Below are 18,888 nucleotides of genomic sequence, written 5' to 3' on the forward strand. Positions count from 1 at the left end.
CCCATGTCGCTGAGCTATCTCGAAACCTCGCTCGACCGGATCGACGCCGCCGCCCGCGACGATGTCATCGAGATCTGTATCAACCCCGACGGGACCTGTTGGGGCGAATTCCAGGGCGATCACTTCATGCGCGCGCTGGACCAGAGGCTGACGGGCGTTCAGGTCAGGGACCTCGGCAACCAGATCGCCTCCTCGGCCAATACCACGATGAGCAAGGACCGCCCCATCGTCTCGGTCTCGATCACCTACAAGGGTCGCCCGATCCGCGCACAGGTCATCACCCCGCCCGCCGTGCTCTCGGCCATGTCGATCAGCCTGCGGTTCTTCTCAAGCCTGCCACTCGAGGGCATTGCGCTCGATTTTCTCTATGGAGAAGAGCGCAAGCTCGAAGACCTGCGCGTCGAAAAAAAGCGCGCCTTGCGCGCCGTGGTGGCCGCGGGTTTGATCGATGATGCGCTCGCCTTCTGCGTCGAGAACAAACTCAACATGATCGTCTCGGGTGGCACCTCCACCGGCAAGACCGTAGCCGCACGCAAGATCCTCTCTCACGTACCGGCCGAGGAACGCATCGTGACCATCGAAGAAGCGGCCGAGCTTCTGCCGACCCAGCCAAATGCCGTGACGCTGATCGCAAATCGCGACGCGGAATTCCAGACCGCCGATGTGCTTCTCACTGCGACGCTGCGCATGCGCCCCGACCGGATCATCCTGGGCGAGGTGCGCGGCAAGGAGGCCATGACCTTTCTGGAAGCCATCAACACCGGCCATGGCGGGTCCATGACCACGCTCCATGCCGAAACCCCGCAATTGGCCGTGCAGCGGCTCGCGATCGCGGCGCTCAAAACCGAAATCCCGATGACCTATGCCGACATGATCCAGTACATCGAGAACTCCATTGACGTGATCATCCAGGCCGGCCGCCATGACGGCAAACGCGGCATCACCGAATTCTACCTGCCCGGAGCAACTGAGATTGGAACTTCCCCATGAAGACCTTTGAATACGATATCTTGTCCTTTCCCATGACTCGTAAGACCAGCCTCTCCGACATGCAGGCCAGCCTGAACGAGAAGGGCGCAGACGGGTGGGAGGTGGTGTCGATCAGCACTTCGGAATTCGCCAATATCGGGCACACCGTTTTCCTGAAGCGCGAAACCACACCCGGTGGAGCCACGGCATGAGGCAGGCGGGCTGTACCCTCGTACTGACTGCGCTGGTCCTGGGCCTGACGTCGGCACCCGGCTTCGCTGAGCGCAATCTCGTGCCGACCCTCGAGCGCAGTTTCGACGTCTGTCCAGACCGGCCCGCTGAACCCGTGTGGATGCAGGAGATCCCCCTGCGCCAAGCCTATCAGCGCGTATTGGTTCAAGACATCTACCGCGCCCAGAACCTCGAGCGGATTGTCGAGACCGGCAGCTGCCATTGCGAGACCCGGTTCCCGTCCTGGGACGCTGCCGAGGGCGTGTTTCGCGAGGTCCACGCGAGTGACGAACGATGGGAGATGCTGCAGGCCTCGGACGCCTACAACCGCCGCGCCAACGCCGCCCGCCCTGCCGCCAAGGCCATCTGCGAAGCCGCGGGCAATTGGTAAGGCTGATCCCCGATGAGCGTCGTCACCTATTTTGTTGAAACCTCCCAAGCCTATCTCGATACCGCTGCCGAAACCCAGTTTGGTGCGGTTGCGGCAACGGTCGGCACGCTCCTGGTTTTGGGGACAACGCTGGTGGTGATTCTCGTTGGTATCAACATGATCTATCAATATCGGGCCATGGATGGGCACACAGCCTTCTGGCTCGCGGTCAAGATCGGGCTCATCGGGATATTCGCGACCAATTGGATGCAGTTCAACGCCTTCTCGTCTGCCATTCTCTATGGGATCGACAGTATCGCGGGCGCGCTGGTAGCCTCCGTCGGCGGCGGCAGTCCGGGGCCCTCCGGCACGTTCGCGGAAGAGTTCGACCGGCTGATCGCGGAACTGGGCGACTACCTGAACGCCGCCGGATCCGAGCTGAACTGGATGGCCGGTGCCATGCTGGACATCGTCGGCGTACTCCTGCTTTCAATCCTCGGCGGGCTTGCCGCCTTCATCTTGGTGGCCTCTCGGCTGATGATCGCGCTCCTGATCGGGATCGCCCCGGTGATGATTTTCCTGACCCTCTTCGAGGTCACCAAGGATTATTTCGCGCGCTGGCTGTCGGCGCTGATCTCCTTCGCACTATACCCCATCGTCGTCGCAGGCGTGTTCGCAACGATCACAGGCGTTTCCTCCGCGCTCATCGGTGAACTAGGCGATCCCGAAGGGGCCTCAAACATCGGCGCGCTCATTCCCTTCTTCATGATGGTGCTCATGGCCAAGGGCTTCATTATCGCCACGCCCTTCATCGTCCGCGCGATCTCCGGCAACATCATGATGCCCGCCCTCTCCGGAGGTCTCGGCGGCGGCTACAGCTTTGCCCGCGCCGCCATGGGAAGCCAGCAGGCCTACAATCGCTACCTCATCGGCGGGGCCAGTGGCGCAGAATACGCAGCCCTCAGGGCGCGGCAGTTCTTTGGCGTACAGCAGATGCCTGCAAGGCAAGGCATGGGGCAGGCGGGTCAAGCAAGTGGCTCGGGGTCACCGGGGACCGGGTCTCAAATGCTGGCGCAACTAGCGAGATTAGGAAGGTTGGGGAAAAGGTAACAGCCCACGGTTTGCCATTCTTCATTATGGCGAGCCGCGCGTTCAGCGTCTTATTTGGTCATTAGCTCTTACGTTGCTATGTAATTGCAGCAGGACTCAGCTGCGGCAACCGACAACGATGTGGCTGCGAAAAGCATAAAACTTAAGCTTTGGCGACGTAACCGTCCGGCCTGACCGCTACCCGTTCCATCGCCAGGGCAGCAGGTCGTCGACCTTTGTGATCTTGTAGTCGGGGATGCGGGCCAGGGTGTCAGCGAGCCAGGCGAGTGGATCGACGGCGTTGAGCTTGGCCGTTTCGATCAGGGTGTAGGCGATGGCGGCTGCCTTGCCGCCCGCCTCTGAGCCGACGAAGAGGTAGTTCTTGCGACCCAAGGCGATGGCGCGCATTCCGCGTTCGGCCGGATTATTGTCGAGTTCCAAGTTGCCGTGGTCGAGATAGGGGCGCAGGCGTTCCATGCGGGTCAGGGCATAGCGGATGGCAGCCGCGAGCGGGGATTTGCCCGAGATCGTGGTGAGTTGCAGGGCCAGCCAAGCCTCCAGGTCGTCGAATACCGGTGCCGCATGTGCGTTGCGAAGCTCGGCCCGCACATCAGGTGGCGAACCTCGGGCCTCTCTCTCGACGGCATAGAGTTGGGCGATCCTGCCGATGGCCTCTTCGGCGATCGGGGAGCCCTGGGATCGGTGGATGTCGACGAACTTGCGCCGGACATGCGCCATGCAGGCAACCTCGCGGATCGCCCCGGAACGATAGAGGTCCTCGAAGCCAGCATAACCGTCGGCATGCATCCAGCCGCGATAGCGGGCGAGGTGATCCTTCGGGTGCAGACCCTTACGGTCACCGGAGAAGCGATACCAAGCAGCCGGTGGTGCGGTGCTGCCCCAAGGGCGTTCGTCGCGGGCATAGGTCCAGAGCCGAGCGGTCTGGGTCTTGCCGGTGCCGGGGGCCAGCATGCTGACGGGCGTGTCATCCGCGAAGATCGCCTCGGCCGATAGGACATGGCGACCGATGGCATCGGCCAGGGGCTCAAGCAGAGCCGCAGATTTGCCAACCCAATCGGCGAGGGTCGAACGATCCAGGTCGAGCCCTTCACGCTCGAAGATCTGGCTCTCGCGGTAGAGCGGCAAGTGGTCGGCGTATTTGCTGACCAGCACATGAGCGAGCAAGCCCGGCCCCGGACGGCCGCGCTCGATGGGGCGAGAGGGCAGCGGTGCCTGGACGAAGCGTTCGCAGCAGGCGCAGGTCAGGCGCGGCCGGACGATACGGTTCACAATGAAGCGGCCGGGGACATACTCCAACTCCTCGGTGACATCCTCCCCGATCCGGCGCAGACGGCCGCCGCAATCGGCGCAAGTGTCGGCGCCGGGCGTCAGTTCGACCTCCATCCGCGGGATGTGGTCCGGGATCGGGCGGCGCTTGGGACGGTCCTTCTCCTCGATGTCCGGCAGCTTCATGCGCGCCGTCATCGCAGCGGCGGCAATCTCGCTGGTCTCGAGGGCGAGTTGCAGTTGCTCCGCCGTCTCTGACGACGCTCCGAACCGGTGCGCCCGATGCCCCGCCAGCTGATGCCGGAGCTTCTCAATCAGGATCGCCTGCGCCTTTACCTCTTCCAGCAGCCGCGCGGTGAAGCTGCGCAGCTCCTCGGGGTCTTCCGGCAAGGTCAGCGTCCGATCGAGCATGCGGGAAGTTTATCCCGCTGTATTCCCTGTGGGAATCATTGATTGCGAGGTCCACAGATTATCCCGCCGCCAGAGGCCGCCACGTCCGTTCCGGCGCCCGCCAGTCGATGCCTTCCAGCAGCATCGACAGTTGTGCAGGCGTCAGCGCCACCTTCCCCTCCTTCGCCGAGGGCCAGACGAACCGACCTCGCTCGAGGCGCTTCAGGAACATGCAGGCACCCTGACCATCCCACCAGATGACCTTCACAAGGTCACCCCTTCGGCCCCGGAAGACGAAGAGATGTCCGGCAAACGGGTCCTGCTTCAGCACGGCCTCGGCCTGCGCCGCCAAGGCTGCAAAGCCCTTGCGCATGTCGGTAACGCCCGCCGCCAGCCAGACCCGCGTGTTGGCTGGAACCGGGATCACGCTGTCAGGCCCCGGATCAGCCGCGCCAGCGCCTCAGGATCATAGCTGCCGCTGATCCGCATCCGGTGACCGCCCGCCAGCTCGATCTCGATGTAGTTCTCGGCGGCAGGTGCCGCCGGGGTAGACTTGGACTCCGCGACGATCTCTACGGGCAGAAACCGCGCCTCCTCTGCTGGGGGCGCAACCGAGGCGGGGTCCGGCGCATAACGGGGATCGCGCAGCCACTTGAAGATCAGGTTCGCGTTCACCGCGTAGCGCCGGGCTACCTGGGCCACCGAAACACCCGGCGCAGCCGTCTGGAAGCAGATCAACCGCTTCTCCTCGTCCGTCCACAGCCGCTTCGTCCGACGCGCCACGACATCACCATAGTGTCCACTATCAATGGTGGACACTATCCCGCACTCTCAGAACGCGGCAGTGCGGTCAGACCGGACGGTTACTTGGCGACTGGGATACCCAAGTCAAGAGAGCGGTTTTCATGCGTATAGGCTGGGCCCACAACGTAGTCCTCGAGCTCTAACTCAGGGTTCATCATCGACGTTGTGAAAATAATCTGGAACGGTGCCTCAAAGGCTGTTGCATATTCAACGATCAGCTTTTGAAAGAGATGGCTGCGTTCCTCCTGCATCCCCTTGTCCTCGATGTTGTCAAATAAAAGGAACCTCGGATGGTAAAACGTATCATCCTTCATGGCGGCGAGAAACAAAGCAAAAATTGTCGCATTCTTGAGAAAGACATTGCTACTTTCCGCGAAATTATAAGTACCATCCACAGAGTTTGCATCATTTTTGAAGTTAACCGAAACGTCCTGCGCCGCAATAAATTCATCTTGTCTTGGAAGATCTGATCTCAGGATCGCCGCGGCGATCCTCGATACACTGGATAGCGCCACTGTCCGCCTTTTGCCTGCCGCCGTGCGCAACGCTGCCGCGCGCGCATTGTTGATGTCCAATTCCTTCTGTACAGACGCTTTCTCTGCACTCAGCGCTTCAATATCTTCAGCAACTTGCAAGTTTGACAGCAGATAGGCCTCTTCCGCATCGATGTGACCAATACGATTGGTGCGTGCTGCTAAAAACGCCTCCCGTGGCCCATTGGGACCGGAATATTTGACCTGGTACTGCGTAAGGTCGCGCTTGTGCTCGCTGCGCATTTTTCTAATTTCAGCCAGCTTTTCGCCCAGAGATCCACTTTTTTGGCTTAACAGTTGGTTCGTTTCGCGCGACTGAATTTCTAGATCAAGTCTGATCTGATTGTAACGCGCCTTTTCAATGTCTGGGTCCAGATTCTCCTTGCAGACATGACATTGACCTTCGACGTCCGGAGCCAGAATTTCTTTGCCGCAGGCCGGACAGTGGCTGAAAGCGATTGCGCCTACAACGTCAAAAGACAGCTGCGCGGCAGCCAGCTTCGCTGTTTGCTCTTCGAGAAAACCTTGAAACTGGACAATTTCCCTGAGCTCAAATTCTGCTTCGCTAATGTCGCCCTCGAGGGCGGTGATAGCATCGCGTTGTCTTGACAAACGAGTCCGAGCTGTCTTCCGATCGGACAAGAAAACGCCGACTTCTCCCGTATCGACATAACTATCAACGTCCCGAATCTCAGCGTGCAAACGTGCTTTCTCATCTGTCAGTTCTTGAAGCTTGGCATTGATTGAGGCCGGAGTTGCGAGCGCATTTTCCAGCTTAAGGGCACCCAAAAGGCTAGAGAGCTTGGCATCGATCTTTGAGAACGCTTTCTCTTTGTTGCGAATTTCCAATCCAAGTTCGTAGAGCTCGTATCCACTGATACCGCAGATCAAATCGCCAACAGCCTCACGAATGCTTTGGGTATCGAATGACTCGTATCTGAATATTCGCATTGCTGGGGTGCGTTGATCAGAATAACAGAGCCGCAAGAGCTGATGCATCGTAATGTTGGACGCGCCATCACTCTGGGCCTCGGGGATTCCGAGCGACCGGAACATAACCTGGGAAAAGCTTTCCTTGCTTCCAGAGCGCCGGAGCGGGAAGGTCTCCCATCTGTCCAAAGCACTTTTTGAGGCATCTTCGAAGCCCCCAAAAAAGACTGCAACCGGCTGTTGGGCAGACGAGGTGGCCCGTTTCAGAACCAGTTTGCCCTTTGGCGTCTCAATCTCAGCTTGAACCTCGTCACATCGACTGGCCACGTCCTTCCAATCATCAAACTCTCCGCCCAGAACGAAGAAGATGAAGTCGGCGATCGTAGATTTACCAGAACCATTCTCACCGCGGATAATATTGACGCCGACATGGAATTTCTGGTCGTAGGCAGCGTGGCCCCGTCGCATGATGCGGAGTCGGTTGATCTGGAGATAACGATCGGCCATGTCAGACACTCCTGCGCAATCCGCAGCTCGAACGCAGGCTGCCCATACCGTTGTCATGGCTAGCTGAATAATGATTAACGAGAAAGCGAGCCAAAGCGATCTCTTGCGCACTATCGATGCGGTTCGTGATGTCTCCAAATAGAGACGATCCAAGTGTGCTTAGCTCGGCAGATTTGTCTGCAAAGCTCTCAATGTTCAGAAGGCCTTTGCCAGCAAGGGCGCGCAGAGCTGATGTTTGCGCGCTCTCCATCTGATGAAAGAGAAGAGGTGAGGCGGGGTAGGACAAAAAGACCTTATCTGGTTTTGGAATTGCCAGATCGCGGAACGCACTTCTGACATCAGCCGTCATGGTGACTCGGTGGAGCAAGGGCGCGTTGGCAAAAAAGAAGTCCAGAATATAGAGCCGCTCAAGATGAACCGGTCGCCGCCATTCCAACAGCAATCCACCCACACGTCGGATACAATCATAGACATCAAATTGAGAGTACCAAAGCCGCGCACTCATACCGGTTTATCCCACCGAATATGGCATTGTTCAGTCAAAAAATACAAACCGGACAGGACCGCAGAGGCCGGAAACTTCGTCTCGCCAAAACACTTGGCAGTCAGGGGATCGAGAACGTTGTCCTGAAGGGCTGTTCGCACCACATCTTCGGTCGCACCTTTGCAGATATGGGGATGGAAAACGTGAGTCACAAACCGTGTCTCGATTTCAGCCAACAGCGCATCGTGGTCTTCTTTCGCGGCAGTATACAATCCCGTCTTTGCGTAGCCACGCGCGAACTTGTTCTGGGCATCATTGGCATAGTCGTATTCCGCCTCTCGGTCAGCATCAATCAGCTTCTGCAGTAGATCACGACGGTCTCGGTCAGATTTTGAGCCATAGTCAACAAAGGCCATCGTGCCTTTTGCTGGCGTCACGTTGCTTTGGGTCCTTTCGATATGACGTTTGATTCCACGATACACGACATCGTCGCGATCTTTGGGCTTGCAAATCGAAATGTGATCTCGATCGACGGCCACAGGATTGGCACCGGGGATCCCGGGGTCGGCGGACTCTCTTGAGACGACGAGGACCGCTTTGTAGGTGGTGTGTTTCTCGTAGTAGACCTTTGTCACGTGATCGCCGTTCGCGGCGCAGAACTTGCGATAAGCCTTGTTGAGATCCTCCAGCATACCGGTCTCATTGCCCAAGAGTTTGATGTGCTTTGAGGCACCTGGTACAGCATCCACGATATTGGCAATGGACGCACCAATGTGCGGTGTTGATAGGAAAATCACGAGTTTGGTTGCAATTGATACGGATACCCAATCCGCGTCGTCAGCGTCCACGGACGCTCGCAGGATCATCTTGGCAAGAATTCCCCCAAGACTGTGAGTAACGAACACCAGTGGGCGTTTCCCTAGCCCTTGACCGGCAAATTGTTCGAGAACGTTGTCAGCACGCTCGAACATATCCATCTCTTTCTTGGCCCACTTTTCGAAAACAGCCGCGCCATAGCCTAAGCAATAGGCGTTGCATGGGCCGATATCCTCAGTGAGCCATTTAGGCCAAAAACCGTTGTCCCCGCCACAGTCCCATGTCGAATGGGCATCACCGGACAATCCGTGGACAAACACGATGTCGATGATCGCATCAGTAGCACTATGGATTTGTTTGAATACCGTTTCGCCCAATCGTTACTGCCTCGTCGCTTCTTTTTGAGGGCAGCCGGTACCCCAAATTGATTTTATTGGAATATGCCGCATCGCGGATATGTGGTCCACACCTTTAAGCTGACTGGCGGCACCGCGACCAACGATCCCAAAATCAAGACACCACTCCGCACAATTGGTACGGTAAATTTTCGCGCAGCACTTTTATTGGTATGCCGGCCATTCACGTGCCAATGCGATGAGCAAAAACACCGGCGCATAAGAGAGATACTTTTCTTGCAAAGAACTGGAATGTAGCCGCGACGGATATGAAGGACTGCTTTTCATCATTTGATACGATCACCCTATATCTAGAGCGAAGGTCACCATCTCGACTGCCCAAAAGACATGCCATCCTTGCCACCCTATCGAGCAACCAACTTTTCGCCATCCTCCTCTCGCAGCATCGCTTCCATGTCGTCTAAGCCATCGACAGCAGAGCGCATCTGCGCCTCATCAACAACGCTTTCAGCCTCGGCATACGCGATCTGGCTTTCGAAATCCATCTCCATCTGGCGCTGTTCCTGGGCGATCACAGCTTGAACGATGGGCGCGGTCTTCTTTGGAATGCCGTCGTTTTGTCCTGAGAATGGACCGCTGCTCGCAGCTTGGCGTGCGGTCGCCACAACGGCGTCACGTCCACCTGGTCCACTCGCAGGCGGCGTCATCGGCATGGCGCGCACACTCAGCGGCAGCGTGCCCTGCGATCCCCCTCCCCCCGGCTTCGGAAACGGCAACTCGCCTGATTGCGCCGCGTGGATCGCCTTGAAGAGCCGGTCGTCAAAATACTGGATCCGTTTGGCTCGGACCGGCATTTGCGCGTCGATCACCATGACGATCTCATCGAGCGGTAGGCGGCGCGCTTCATCTTCAGGCAACAACGAGCTCTCTTCAGTCCGAGTGGACTGGCTACGGCCCTCGAAGGGGTTCTTGCCGATGGACTGGGATCGCGTGATGACGGTCTTCGTGGTCTTACCGACCGCCTTGCTCAGCTCCTCGACAGTCTTTTCATCGGAGGGCGTCAGATAGAGCTTCACACCGGCATTGCCTTGCAGGGCGCGGCGGGTGTTCTCGCCGTAGATTTCATCGAGGGCGGGGATGGTTTGGGTGACCACGGCCAAATGCCCGCGATAGGTGCGCAGGGTCTCGATGCTCTCGACCACGATGGGCATCTTGCCGAGACGGTTGAACTCGTCGAGCATGATCATCACCGGCCAGGGTTCATCCGGCCCGGGATCCTTTTCCTGCATGGCCGAGAGCAGGTCGGAGAAAAACAGCCGGATCAGCGGCGCGAGCGGCTTCACCATCAGCGGCTGGACCACGAGATAGACCGAAAAGGGTTTCTTGCGGATCGTCCGGAAATCGAAGTCCGACACCGCCGTTGCCTCGTCTATGGCCGGGTTCTGCCATTGGTCGAGCCCCGAGGTCATCAGGAGCGAGACGTAGGAGGTCAGCGTGTCGTTGTTGGTGGACGCGAGCCGCGTAAAGATCAGCTTGGCCGCCCTGTTGTCGACTTCATGGCCCCGCGCGAAATACTCCTTCTGCTTGTTCCCTCCGGAGGCCGCGATGCGGTAAATCTCGCCCAAGGTGGGGCGCTTGCGCTGGAAGGCCAGCAGGCCTGCCGCCACGAAGAGATCGATCCCGCCCTTAAGGAGGCCCTGCACCCGGTCGTTGTCGCTCTGCAGGAAGAGCGTCGCGAGGAGCTGCAATTCCATCTGCTGGCGGGCGGGGTCTTTCAGCTCAAAGATGCGCAAGAGCGGGTTGTAGCGATGCGTGCGCTTGCCCTCCCAATCGGTGGGGGCAAAGCGATAGACCTTGTCGCCTTGGGTTGCGCGGTGCCGGGCCGTGGCCTCGAAACATTCGCCCTTCACATCGAGCGTCACGGCAGAGCCTTGCCAGGTCAGCAGGTTCGGAATGACAAAGCCCGTGGTCTTGCCGCGGCCCGTGGGGGCCACGATCAGCGCATGGGGGAAAACCTTCGAGCAAATGTAATTGGCGCGGGAGCCCGGCGTCCCCAGCTTGCCGAGGATGAACCCGGTCCCTGGCGCCCCGAAGAACCCATTGGCCTTCATCTCGCGCGCGGTCTGCCAATGGGTCTGGCCAAAGCGTGTCAGGGCGGACCCCGAGAGGGCGAGGCTCAGCATCAGCCCGGCGGCGGCGAAGCTGCCGATGATCAGGTGAATAAGTTGCGCGTCCTCTGGGCGGCGATCGAGGATCGCCAGATAGTTCTGCGCGATATAGGCAAAATCGATCTCGGCCCCGAAGCCGAGATCCTGGTAGGTCAGCACCGCCGAGGCGATAGTATAGCCCATGGCCCCGGTCACCAGCGTCACAAGCAGGACGCCGGTCGCGATCCGCGCTTTTCCCATGGAGGCGCTCAATGGACCTGACCCCGCTCGGTCTCGCCATCCACGTCTGTCGCGCGGTGTTTTTCATATTCGGTGTCGGCCAGATCATCGACCACCTGGCGCAAGGCCTCCGTGTTGGCCGTCGCGGCATCCGATTGCAGGTAGACCTTGGCGACATAGAGCCGGTCGAGGCGGTCCTCGAGAACCTTGTCCAGCGCATCGGCATCGCCGGATGTGAGCCGCTCGAGTTGGCGAATGTCCAGCACCCGCGCGATCTCGCCACGGAAGGCGTCCCGCTCCACCTCGGTCTCGAAGGGCGCGGACAACTCCCCCGCCCGCTCATGGTCCAGAACACGCGCAATCTCGTCTGCAAGGCGGTCGGCACGGTCAGACTGCGGCGCAGTTTCACCGCGGGCTGCGAGGAGTGCGTCGCGCGTGCCAGACCCAAGCCCGTCGCGCATCTCGGTTTCGCGGCGGACCTGATTGATGACCTCCGTGTCCCGTGTCTCGACGACGGCGGCATAGGTCGCTCCAAGCCCACGGGCGAGGTGGGACGGCATGTCCGGATAGCGCGCGCGCAAGTCATCCGCGACAGCATCTGCAACGGGCATGCGGTGGTCGCGTGCCTCCATGATCCGGTCGACCTCGCGGACAATCTCACTGGCGCGGGCCGCATCGGTGATGGTCTCCCTATAGGGCTCAGACCGGTCGATCACATCGCCCGGGCGTGCAAGCAGGTCCGGGTGTGCTGCGAGATACGCGCGCTGCTCGGTCTCGATCCGGCGCTCCGCCCGCGAGACAACCTCCCAGTCCCGGTCCTCGATCTGCTGCGCTGTCTGGCCGTCTGCGCGCATCTCCTGACGGATTGTCCCTTCCATCGCCCGGACCGCGCCCTCATGATAATGGAACCGCTCGCTGACCGGTTCCGCTTCCACGACACCATCCCGGCGCAGCACGTTCTCCCGTTCCAACAGAGTGCCAAGTTCGACATGCACGTCATTCAGGATGTCGCGCGCCTGTTCAAGATCAGCGCGGCGCTCAAGATTCAGATCGCGAGCCTCGGCCACCTTGGAGAGATCATTGGCGATCCATTGATGCTCGAGCGCTGCATTTGAGGCGCCCGTCTCGATCCGGGCCACCACTTCCGTTGTGCTGATCCCGGTGCCCCGTAGTGCCGCGTCAATGCGCGATCTCAGGTCGGGCTCGGCCAGTCGCTCGCGCTGGCTGGCGTCGATATTGGCTTCGGAATAGATCCCGCCCTCCGAGGGGGTCTCTGACAGCGTGGATGATCGCAGCCCCAAGGGCTGCATGTGCTGGACGTGCGCCTGGATGGCGGTGAGGCTTTTCTCCAGCGCGGGCCGCTCGGCATCGGGCTTCTCGGCGATCATGCCCTGCACTCGCGCGAGCTTTTCCGCATAGAGGCTTCTCAGATCCTCGAAGCTTTGATCCTCGGCCATATACACATCTCCTGTTCGGTCCATCTGTCCGCCATGCGCCAGCACCTCGCCCGCGCGGAAGAGTGCTGCGGCAATATCCTCGCGGGCCTCCCGGGAGGCCTCCGCAGCAAGCGAATGGTAAACGGTTCTGGTGTTGGCGATCTCCGCCAGCGTCCGGGTCAGGTCCTGCCCCACGCGTTCGCGCTCGCGGGGCGCGCGACCCTCTTCTTTCGCGGCGTAGACCTCGCTGGTCCGGGCTGGGTAATGTACAGCCCCGCGATCCACCCGGCGCGTGGCTTCCAGCCGCACGCCGTACTTCTCCGCCTCCTCGGCCATGGCGAGGCGGAAATCGTCATAGTTGAAACGGTGGTTGCGCCCCAGAAAGAAGAACTCGCCTTCCTGCGAGCGGCGGTTCAGCACCAGATGCGCATGCGGGTGATCGCGGTCCTCATGCACCGCGATGATGTAGTCGAAATGCCCCGCGTCGGTCTGGAAGAACCGCTCGGCCACATCCGTCGCGATGTCGCGCACATCCTCCCCACGCGTGCCGATGGGGAACGACATGAGCATGTGGGTGGTCTGGCCCAGCTTGGGCTTGAAGCCCGCATCCCACCGCTTGGCAAAGCGCTCGGTGAGGTCCTTGATGTCACCCGCCTCGAGCTTCGCCTTGCCATCGAGGAACCCGCTACTGTCGACGATATGGGTAGACTTGGTGGTGAGGTAATCGAGCTGGTTTGCGAGCTGCGATTTGGTATGCGTACCCCCGCCCCGGATCGCCTTGAAGACCGCTGGCCGATGCCCCGCAGCCGCGCGCATGAGCTGGGTCTGCTTGGCGACATGTAGCCCCTGCATTGAGCCCCGAACGCGGCTCCAGCCATCCCGGAAGACCTCGCCCGTGACGGCATGGACGGCATCATTCAGCCGCATGCGCAAACTCCCTCAGCGCGGCCGTGGCCTGCAGCTGCATCACGTCACGACGGCGGCGCAGAAGCAGATCGATCTCGTCAGCAGAATCCAGGATGAACCGCGCCAGCCCGCGCATCTGCGCAAGGCGCAATTCGGTAAACTCCGGGCCAGCCCCCTGCCCCTGCCGGTTGGCCTGCGCCATCTGCTTGGCGATCTGCGCGACCCCATTGCCGACCTCGTGCAGCGAGGCGCGATAGCGCGCCATCTCTGCTGCCATCTGCGCGTCCGGAACGAACACCCCGCCTGCCGTCTGAATGAGCCGCCGCAGCCCCTCGGCCCGGCTCTCGATCCCGGCTTCGGCCAACACCTCGTCGAGCGCCGCAAGCTCCGCAGCCGTAACCTTCACACTGACCGCTAAGACCGGGATCGCGGCATCCGTCTGGCGCTCGGCATCAGCTTTGAGCGTGTACTGAATCGCCCGCACCGACACGCCAAACCGTTCCGCCAGCACTGAAGTGGAAATGCCTTCCGCAGCTTCGCGAACGATCTCCATGCGGTCCGCATCTGTGAGACGTTTTGAGCGCGACATGCGAAGAAAGACCCCCTATTTCCTGCCACCTTCCACCAAGGCTGCCCCTACCTTACGATAATATACCTAGCTGTCAATTATATACTTACGTCGCATTCAGGCTCAGGCAGCCTTGGTGTCCGCTTCCCCCGCGGCCCGCAGGGACGCGGCTCTGCCGCCCTCACCACCGGGCGACCCACCTGTCCTAGGGGTCCCGTCCGCCAGCCCCGCCCGAGGGTCTGGCCGAACGCCAAGTGTTCGGACGGAACCGCGGGCGGGCGCAAACCCCACCGACAGGGCGGACAGGCAGGGTCAAGGAGGGCCAGATTTGGGTGCCCAAATCTCTGCCGCAAAAACCGGGAGGCCCTGGCCGATAGGTTTTTGTGGATGGCCCCCTTGAGGCTGACTGGCCGGTCTGTCGCTACCTGATCATTCCGGGGGGAGGTGCGTCTGATGAATGCGCAGCGACCGGCAACTTCGTGAAGTCGCCTCGGGCGATCTGACCGCCGGACACGGCATCCCTGGAACAGGGATCGGGCCGCCCCAAGATCATCCTGGGGCGGCCCATCCTCGTCAGAGGATTTAGTCCTGGGGATCTTTCGAACTCGGCGGGAACATCACCAGCTCCGAGACCGCGACCGGGAAGTCGAGCTTGAGGCTGAAGAACTCCGAGCCGTCCCCGTTGCGAGTGTTGCGGAACATCGCACCCACGCGTTGGAAGCGGGTGCGCTCCTGGCCATCGGTGTCGGTGAACTTGACGGGGACGGTGGCGACGTAGTGGTTGGTCATTTGGGTTACTCCTTGTTGCGATGGGGATCACCCGGCACGGGGGCAAGAGGCCCGGTCGCAAGCGAAAATGCGGAGGGTCCGCGGCCCGCCGTGGAAGCCGTATTTGTGCTTGCAGGAGCGAAGCGCAGGGCACGATTGGGCCGACCCCGTGCGATCCACATCTATGAGCAAAAAGGAGAGACCCGAATTTGTGCCACCACTTTGAAGCCGCCATCGAACTCGTCGATCATGACCGAAGATGGCCTGGTTCGTTCTGATCCAATGCATCTGGATAACGATCCGTCACGCTCGCGATACGGCGGCTCAGCGTTCCGCCGCGCGCGAAGATCCATCGTCTGTGTCGGTTGGGCGCGTTTGCTATCGGCACCAGGGTTGAGGGCGTGGGGGACAGCTGGTGCGGCCACATCGGTACGGCACGGCCAGACCTTCCGCAATGAGCGTGCTACCCACGTCCCGACCGTCAACGAACAACGAGCCGCAGAACCGCCCGAAATTGCATTGATCCGTGCCCTCTGTCCCGGGCCGACAGGAACAGGCAACGCGTTCGAATTCAATTGACGCCGCACCCCGCACCAATTGACCTAGACGCGCGGTCGCGCGCTCCCCAACCTCACGCTCTGCGGTGCAGGAGGGTCTCCATGTCTCAGGCGCGTTAAACCCGACGAGACGCACGTTCGCTGTCATGCCTCGAACATCGATCGTATCACCATCAATGATCCGCACATCGCTGGCGCGAGGCGACCGATCCTGCGAGGCGAGTTGCTCTGTAGGCGGCGCGACCGACGACAGGAAACTGGTAGCCATCCAGCCCGTACCAAAGTTGAATCGAATTTGCGTCCACTGCCCTTCTTCGCGAAGCTTTGCGACGCGGGCACCCTCGCTCAATACACCCACAACGGCATTGGAAGTAGACGGCCCAGCACGTTGATTGACACGTGTCCGTGTCACATAGACGTAAGCGGTGTCGGCAGTTTGCGATGAGGGAATTGCTGGCGGACTGTAGGGTGTGGATCGCGAGTTTGATGATTCAAACAATGATCCAACCAATGCGAAGAATCCGACAGCGACCACCAACGGCACCATGATTTGGCGTTGAGCCTTGCGCACGGCACGCCGAGGTGCATTGATCGCGCGCGTCACGGAGATCGGACGAGGTCTCGCCTGAACGTTTCTGGCACTGCGCTTTGGTGCTGGCTGAGTGACTCTGTCGTCGGCAGATGACCTTGTCTGGGACGGTTTTTCCCGTTCCAGTTTCAGGACTTTGTGAAGGCTGGCATACTGCGCTTTGCTCAAGCGCGTCTGCGTCCCATACCGCTGAAACCGTTCAGCCATGTTCGTGAGAAAAGACATCTCCCAATCGTTTGCCTGCCCGGATCGCAAGCGCGCATCAATGCGTGATTGAATCTCTTTGGTGCGTTCCGGGGAAAAAGGCATCGAGGAAAAACCTGGGCGGTTGTTGAGTTGCGCAACAGATGTCTTCTGCCGCACGGCCACATTAAGCTGTGATTGCATCGAGATACCATCCAGCCATTCCCGAAACTAGATTGGCCGGATTGCGATCACCAAGCCTGTCGGAGCCCATTGCTGGAGCACACTGCGACACCGCCGAGGTCCACACACATCTGTGAAAACAACGAAAGGGCCGCCCGAAGGCGACCCTCAAATCTCACTTCTCCGCAGTCTTCTTCGCCGGGTCCGCGACCCGCATGACCGTCAGGCCTTTCGCTTCCGCCTTCTGCCCGAGGTTCAGCGCGACCCCGTTGCCACCGAAGAGAACAACCCCCGTCGCCGCGAACTTGTCGTCCAGCATTTCGTCATTGCACTTGAACGGTGCCGCCCGCCCGTGCGCGGACCAGCGCGGATCAAAGCGCGCCTGTGCTATCCCGCGTGCCCGGGCCCACCGAGCCGCAATCATCTCCGCCCCATGCTTGCCACCCTTGTGGCAGAGGAAGATCTCCTGATTGCGGTTCTGCTTGATCCGCTCGCGAACCTTGTCGAGCGTGTTGAAGACCACATCAACATCGGTCCAGTCGGTGGCGCCTGAGACGATCAGGGGAACCCCCTCGACTTTTGACTTCTCGGCGGTTTCACGGTCGTGCTGCTCGAGGAGCTGCCGCGCCTCGAAGACCGCTCCGGTCTCCTGCGCCCGGACGCTTGCGCGCGAGCCGGCGGCCGGGATGAAGGCGTGGCCCGTCTCGATCTCGTAGCATTCCGCCGCCGCCTCGCTCATCACCTCGATGGCGCTGACAACCTCGCGCAGCTGCAGAAAGCGCGCCTGCGCCTCTTCGAGCGCGGTCTCGGCGATCTCCGATCCGTCGTGGGATTTTGCCAGCGCACCGATCTTGTCGGCGGTGCGGTCGACCTCCTTGCCAAGCGCCACCTTGCGGCGCTGCAGGATCGTGGCGAGCCCATGGGCCAGCGGTTCGATTTCGGCTTCAAGCCCAGTCCCGCGCAGCTGACCGAGCAAAGCCTCGAAGCATTCGCGGATAATGCGGTCGGTCAGGATGTGATCCTCGGGGATCGGCAGCTGCGCGTCCTTCTCGGTCAGCCCGAAAAGTTCGATGGTCTCGTAGGTGTTTGCGGTGTCGTAAGCCATGTCTGGTCTCCAGTGTTCGGTTCCAAGGCCACCACGTGAGTGTGGGGGCATGGCCGAATGCCTGGTTTCCGAATCTGCCCGGGTCAGGGACGGCGCAGCCGCCGGCTTGCCGGGCGCAAAAGTTTTCCGAGCGCTGCACCCGACACATGCGCGGTCTCACCCACAGGACCGCCCAGCACCACTGGCGCCGCCCTCGCCGAAAAGTTTTGCGATCCTTGACGCGGGCTGATTTGGGGGCCATCCGGAGGATATGCTTCCGCGCTCATGTGTGTGTGTTTTGACGGTAGGTTTGCCCGACCCGAGCAGGCAAACGGCCTGACCGGACGCGGGAGACGGATGGAGCGGCGGGATCGTTTTGGCCTCGGGCCAAAACAGACCAGAGCGCAATCCGGCGGAGCGGCCGGGGACGGACGTGCTCGCGAGGCGGGCAAACCGGGGGCCTGGGTGCGACGCCGCGGTGAGGCCGCATGGCCGAATGCGCGACGGACCGAAGGGCCGTTCTCCCCTGCGACACGCGAAGCCGAGCTGGGGAGGCCGCAAGGCTTAGCCCAAGGTTGATGTGCTGACGACGCCGCTGCCGACTATAAGGATTACTTTTCCAAGCATTCGACGTGATGGGCGAATTGTGGTCATTCGTTGCGATCTGCGCGAGTCTGTTTAACGCAAGTACCTGGCAACCTCCTCTCACACGGCGCACGCTCGAGGATTTGGATCCGCTGAATCAGACCTAGCCGCCGAGACATTGGCGTGAGATATAGGGGCAATAGAGGGTAGGTGGTAAGCCACGCATTGTTAGTTGGTCGGCTACCATTCGCACTATGTCAGTTCTCTCTACGTGCGTTCGGCCAGTAGGATGAATTGGTCTCAAGAATCGACTCAAGATGCCGCATGTAAATAGAAAGTAACGTAGTATCATGGAAGTTCTGTTCTCAACAAATCTCAAGCCAATGGCCGACTTGGAAGTGGGAGAAATCGGTCTCTGTAACTTTGGCAGAGGGGCAGAACTCGCCATGCTTGTTGTAAAACTCGATGAAGACCTTGGCTTCGCGACACTGAATGGCCAAGGCGACGACCTATTCAGTATTCACTATGTAGATCACAGACCTGACCTCTGCCTCTCGTATGGCCAAGACTGGAAACTGGTGCTCGACCCCGCTGGAGATATCCAAGTGGGAAGCTACGCCTCACCTGAAATTGGCGACATCGTCATGTGGAACGGTGCCTTTGGCTTATGCGCATTTCAGTCCCGAGGGCCTATGAGGAACAAGATCAACTGTCCACTGGCAGGTACTAAACCCGACAGATCACCCATCGAAGCAGTATTTAGGTCCTGGAAAATTGTCCTCAACGAAAATGATCCCGAGACTGGTCTCGCGCCCGTGATCTTCCGCCATTCTGCCAAGAAGGTTTCGCAACCTTGATGGAAGCATCGTCAAACAA

Annotated in this window: 17 protein-coding genes; 5 read left to right on the forward strand and 12 right to left on the reverse strand. The window is 60.1% G+C overall.

What is annotated here, in order from left to right:
* Nucleotides 1-3: 3 nt before the first annotated feature.
* Genes HEP69_RS15225 through HEP69_RS15240 form a run of 4 tightly spaced genes read left to right on the forward strand, consistent with a single transcriptional unit; the run spans nt 4 to nt 2,680 of the window.
* Nucleotides 4-990 carry an ATPase, T2SS/T4P/T4SS family gene (locus HEP69_RS15225; protein WP_290559376.1) on the forward strand — a complete coding sequence of 329 codons (987 nt, stop codon included), beginning with the start codon at nt 4-6 and terminating at the stop codon, nt 988-990.
* Nucleotides 987-1,181: a DUF4177 domain-containing protein gene (locus tag HEP69_RS15230; protein WP_290559377.1), complete on the forward strand. Its 195-nt coding sequence runs from the start codon at nt 987-989 to the stop codon at nt 1,179-1,181. Before HEP69_RS15225 ends, HEP69_RS15230 begins: the two co-directional genes overlap by 4 nt.
* Nucleotides 1,178-1,591: a hypothetical protein gene (locus HEP69_RS15235; protein WP_290559378.1), complete on the forward strand. Its 414-nt coding sequence runs from the start codon at nt 1,178-1,180 to the stop codon at nt 1,589-1,591. The genes HEP69_RS15230 and HEP69_RS15235 overlap by 4 nt, the downstream gene beginning before the upstream one ends.
* Before the next feature lie 12 nt (nt 1,592-1,603).
* Entirely contained in the window at nt 1,604-2,680 is a 1,077-nt protein-coding gene (locus HEP69_RS15240; protein WP_290559379.1) for a type IV secretion system protein, read from the forward strand.
* A gap of 177 nt (nt 2,681-2,857) precedes the next feature.
* Here the strand turns inward: HEP69_RS15240 and HEP69_RS15245 are convergent, their stop codons facing one another.
* The 12 genes from HEP69_RS15245 to HEP69_RS15300 form a co-directional block, all read right to left on the reverse strand.
* Nucleotides 2,858-4,357 (reverse strand): IS66 family transposase, encoded by a 1,500-nt coding sequence (locus tag HEP69_RS15245; RefSeq protein ID WP_290559380.1) that lies wholly within the window; start codon nt 4,355-4,357, stop codon nt 2,858-2,860.
* A 58-nt stretch (nt 4,358-4,415) separates the two neighbouring features.
* Entirely contained in the window at nt 4,416-4,763 is a 348-nt protein-coding gene (tnpB, locus tag HEP69_RS15250) for an IS66 family insertion sequence element accessory protein TnpB (protein ID WP_290559381.1), read from the reverse strand.
* Nucleotides 4,760-5,155 carry a transposase gene (locus HEP69_RS15255; RefSeq protein WP_290559382.1) on the reverse strand — a complete coding sequence of 132 codons (396 nt, stop codon included), beginning with the start codon at nt 5,153-5,155 and terminating at the stop codon, nt 4,760-4,762. Before HEP69_RS15255 ends, tnpB begins: the two co-directional genes overlap by 4 nt.
* Nucleotides 5,156-5,199: 44 nt before the next feature.
* A complete protein-coding gene (locus HEP69_RS15260) occupies nt 5,200-7,110 on the reverse strand; it encodes an AAA family ATPase (protein ID WP_290559383.1) in 1,911 nt (636 codons plus the stop codon).
* 1 nt (nt 7,111) lies between these two features.
* On the reverse strand, nt 7,112-7,615 hold the full coding sequence (locus tag HEP69_RS15265) for an ABC-three component system middle component 5 (protein ID WP_290559384.1): 504 nt from the start codon (nt 7,613-7,615) through the stop codon (nt 7,112-7,114).
* Nucleotides 7,612-8,787 carry an ABC-three component system protein gene (locus tag HEP69_RS15270; RefSeq protein ID WP_290559385.1) on the reverse strand — a complete coding sequence of 392 codons (1,176 nt, stop codon included), beginning with the start codon at nt 8,785-8,787 and terminating at the stop codon, nt 7,612-7,614. The genes HEP69_RS15265 and HEP69_RS15270 overlap by 4 nt, the downstream gene beginning before the upstream one ends.
* A 383-nt stretch (nt 8,788-9,170) precedes the next feature.
* Nucleotides 9,171-11,174, reverse strand: a complete 2,004-nt coding sequence (locus HEP69_RS15275) for a type IV secretory system conjugative DNA transfer family protein (protein ID WP_290559386.1) — start codon at nt 11,172-11,174, stop codon at nt 9,171-9,173.
* Between the two features lie 8 nt (nt 11,175-11,182).
* Nucleotides 11,183-13,516 (reverse strand): relaxase/mobilization nuclease domain-containing protein, encoded by a 2,334-nt coding sequence (locus HEP69_RS15280; RefSeq protein WP_290559387.1) that lies wholly within the window; start codon nt 13,514-13,516, stop codon nt 11,183-11,185.
* A complete protein-coding gene (locus HEP69_RS15285; protein WP_290559388.1) occupies nt 13,503-14,084 on the reverse strand; it encodes a helix-turn-helix domain-containing protein in 582 nt (193 codons plus the stop codon). The genes HEP69_RS15280 and HEP69_RS15285 overlap by 14 nt, the downstream gene beginning before the upstream one ends.
* 561 nt (nt 14,085-14,645) lie before the next feature.
* The gene (locus HEP69_RS15290) at nt 14,646-14,852 is read right to left on the reverse strand and encodes a hypothetical protein (RefSeq protein ID WP_290559389.1); all 207 of its coding nucleotides are present in this window, start codon (nt 14,850-14,852) and stop codon (nt 14,646-14,648) included.
* 357 nt (nt 14,853-15,209) lie between these two features.
* Entirely contained in the window at nt 15,210-16,364 is a 1,155-nt protein-coding gene (locus tag HEP69_RS15295) for an SH3 domain-containing protein (RefSeq protein WP_290559390.1), read from the reverse strand.
* Between the two features lie 154 nt (nt 16,365-16,518).
* Nucleotides 16,519-17,448, reverse strand: a complete 930-nt coding sequence (locus HEP69_RS15300; protein ID WP_290559391.1) for a DUF2493 domain-containing protein — start codon at nt 17,446-17,448, stop codon at nt 16,519-16,521.
* Between the two features lie 914 nt (nt 17,449-18,362).
* Here HEP69_RS15300 and HEP69_RS15305 point away from each other — a divergent pair.
* Nucleotides 18,363-18,869: a hypothetical protein gene (locus tag HEP69_RS15305; protein ID WP_139267177.1), complete on the forward strand. Its 507-nt coding sequence runs from the start codon at nt 18,363-18,365 to the stop codon at nt 18,867-18,869.
* The last annotated feature ends 19 nt before the right edge of the window (nt 18,870-18,888 follow it).

The sequence above is a fragment of the Aestuariivita sp. genome, from assembly GCF_021404545.1.
GTDB lineage: Bacteria > Pseudomonadota > Alphaproteobacteria > Rhodobacterales > Rhodobacteraceae > Aestuariivita.

Bases quoted from the DNA above. Each gene is read 5' to 3' on its own strand.
- HEP69_RS15225 (WP_290559376.1), top strand. From the start codon at position 4: ATGTCGCTGAGCTATCTCGAAACCTCGCTCGACCGGATCGACGCCGCC.
- HEP69_RS15230 (WP_290559377.1), top strand. From the start codon at position 987: ATGAAGACCTTTGAATACGATATCTTGTCCTTTCCCATGACTCGTAAG.
- HEP69_RS15235 (WP_290559378.1), top strand. From the start codon at position 1,178: ATGAGGCAGGCGGGCTGTACCCTCGTACTGACTGCGCTGGTCCTGGGC.
- HEP69_RS15240 (WP_290559379.1), top strand. From the start codon at position 1,604: ATGAGCGTCGTCACCTATTTTGTTGAAACCTCCCAAGCCTATCTCGAT.
- HEP69_RS15245 (WP_290559380.1), bottom strand. From the start codon at position 4,357: ATGCTCGATCGGACGCTGACCTTGCCGGAAGACCCCGAGGAGCTGCGC.
- HEP69_RS15260 (WP_290559383.1), bottom strand. From the start codon at position 7,110: ATGGCCGATCGTTATCTCCAGATCAACCGACTCCGCATCATGCGACGG.
- HEP69_RS15265 (WP_290559384.1), bottom strand. From the start codon at position 7,615: ATGAGTGCGCGGCTTTGGTACTCTCAATTTGATGTCTATGATTGTATC.
- HEP69_RS15275 (WP_290559386.1), bottom strand. From the start codon at position 11,174: ATGGGAAAAGCGCGGATCGCGACCGGCGTCCTGCTTGTGACGCTGGTG.
- HEP69_RS15280 (WP_290559387.1), bottom strand. From the start codon at position 13,516: ATGCGGCTGAATGATGCCGTCCATGCCGTCACGGGCGAGGTCTTCCGG.
- HEP69_RS15285 (WP_290559388.1), bottom strand. From the start codon at position 14,084: ATGTCGCGCTCAAAACGTCTCACAGATGCGGACCGCATGGAGATCGTT.
- HEP69_RS15290 (WP_290559389.1), bottom strand. From the start codon at position 14,852: ATGACCAACCACTACGTCGCCACCGTCCCCGTCAAGTTCACCGACACC.
- HEP69_RS15295 (WP_290559390.1), bottom strand. From the start codon at position 16,364: ATGCAATCACAGCTTAATGTGGCCGTGCGGCAGAAGACATCTGTTGCG.
- HEP69_RS15300 (WP_290559391.1), bottom strand. From the start codon at position 17,448: ATGGCTTACGACACCGCAAACACCTACGAGACCATCGAACTTTTCGGG.
- HEP69_RS15305 (WP_139267177.1), top strand. From the start codon at position 18,363: ATGGAAGTTCTGTTCTCAACAAATCTCAAGCCAATGGCCGACTTGGAA.